Annotated in this window: 2 protein-coding genes; one reads left to right on the top strand and one right to left on the bottom strand. The window is 42.3% G+C overall.

The window, feature by feature from the left end:
* A partial coding sequence (locus CXF78_RS15020; RefSeq protein WP_145991474.1) for a DNA/RNA helicase domain-containing protein occupies positions 1-813 on the top strand: 813 nt, incomplete at its 5' end.
* A gap of 327 nt (positions 814-1,140) precedes the next feature.
* Here the strand turns inward: CXF78_RS15020 and CXF78_RS15015 are convergent.
* Positions 1,141-2,104, bottom strand: a 964-nt coding sequence (locus tag CXF78_RS15015; RefSeq protein WP_102037253.1) for an anaerobic C4-dicarboxylate transporter, incomplete at its 5' end; no start/stop codon positions are given.

Below are 2,104 nucleotides of genomic sequence, written 5' to 3'. Positions count from 1 at the left end.
CTGGTTGGTGGAGGGCAAGAAATTAATACCGGAGAGGTGGGGTTGTTAGATTGGCTTAATGCACTAGACGCAAAATTTAGTCATTGGGATGCTTATTACTCTGCAGATTTACTCAATGGGGAATATGTTGCATCAAATATAACCGCAAGCCATTTATCAAAAGGAACTGTCTTACCGTGTTTGCATTTAGCAACTTCGATGCGGTCATTCAGGGCGGAAAAACTATCAAGCTTTATTCATTATTTGATTGATGGTGATAGCGTATTAGCTCGGAAATTATTCACTACGTTCTCACACTTATATCCTATTAAAGTGACTCGAGATTTAGACACTGCAAAGAAGTGGATAAAATCGCGGAGCCGAGCTACTGAAAGTATTGGCATGCTTGCTTCGTCAAACGCAATACGTCTTAAAGCAGAGGGTATTTTTGTAAAAAACAAAATTGAGCCCAAAGATTGGTTTCTAGGGCCACCGGAGGATATTCGTTCATCTCACTTCTTGGAAGATATTGCGACTGAGTTTGATGTTCAAGGTTTAGAGTTAGATTGGTGTTTAGTTGCTTGGGACGGTGATTTTCGATTTAAACCTACTGGGAAAGAACATTGGCGATTTCGCGGAAGTAAATGGGAAAAGCGCCAACAAGAACAAACTCAAATTTATTTAGAGAATGCCTACCGAGTGCTACTGACTAGAGCGAGGCAGGGGATGATAATTTTCGTTCCTAGTGGAGATGACTCTGATAAAACAAGGCTGTCTGAGTTTTATGATGACACTTTCGATTTCCTACAACGTTGTGGTATTACCGTTGTTTAGGCTTATTTGATTCCATCAAAGCCAGCCATATAGGCATATGCAACTGTTGAAAACAGGATGTTTTCGTCAAGCCCCCATGGATAGGTTTACGGCGTGTTGCAGATGGCGATATGGTGGGCGGATTACCCCATGAACCTGTCGATAACTCATCAGATAATTTTAGTTTTTTAGGTCTTCGTTCTTCGGTCTTTGGGTTCTCAATGATTAAAAACAAAAATGGCAGCCACGTTGGCTGCCATTTTTATTGATGCTAGTGACTTATTTGGGTCAATTCACTAGCGGTTTATCACTTTAGTTCTTGGCTCAAAGCCAAATTACAAGCTAGGGCTAGTTAATCGCCATTGATATAAAGTAACCAACAAACGTTGCTGTTACTACGCCAATAAAGCCTGGAATAATAAAGCTGTGGTTGAGTACGTATTTACCAATGTGGGTGGTGCCGGTTCTATCAAAACTAATTGCGGCTAAATCGCTTGGGTAGAATGGGAAGAAGAAATAGGCATAACATGCTGGCAGTACACCAATTAATACTGGAGCTGGGATGCCGAGTGAATACCCCAATGGCAGCATTATAGTTAATACCGCTGCTTGGCTTTTTAAGAAGATAGACGACACAAACATCGCAATAGCAAATGTCCATGGATACACGCTGACAATGTCGCTTACCGCACTCACTAAATAGGTTTTATGGTGCTCAATAATGGTGTCACTCATCCATGCGATACCAAAAATGATAATGACCGCAGTCATACCGGCGGTAAACACGTTACTGGTGACAATTTTTTTCGGTGAGATATTGGTGGCGAGTAATATTACTCCACCGACTGACAACATCATAAATTGAATCGCGACCGACATGCTGACGCCAGCAGGTAGTATTTGCTTACTAAACATCGCCACCATGATAACGGCAAATATACCCAGTAAAAATACTGTTAAGCCTTTCTTTGCTGTCGATTCGGCCTGGGGTGTTTGCACCTCATCTGCTTTGGGGTCGGTTAATGCTTCACGAAACTCATCATCTGTTAAACGTGCCTGAAACTCTTCATCTTTATCTAAATCTTTACCGCGCTTTAAGCTCCAAGTACACGCTACTAGTAAGCCTGTTAGTGTGGCGGGAATGGTCACCATGAGTACATCAAGTAAGTTAATATCTAGATTATTATCAACGGCAGTGGCAAGCACAACTGCGGCAGCTGCGGCAATTGGGCTGGCTGTAATACCCATTTGTGATGCTACAGTTGCCATGGCTAATGGACGTTCTGGGCGGATGCCTTTTTTGTACGCCACA

Source organism: Shewanella sp. 11B5 (assembly GCF_002836795.1).
Lineage (GTDB): Bacteria > Pseudomonadota > Gammaproteobacteria > Enterobacterales > Shewanellaceae > Shewanella > Shewanella frigidimarina.
Note: the sequence above shows the minus strand (reverse complement) of the source record. Positions and strands in the feature narration are given on the sequence as shown.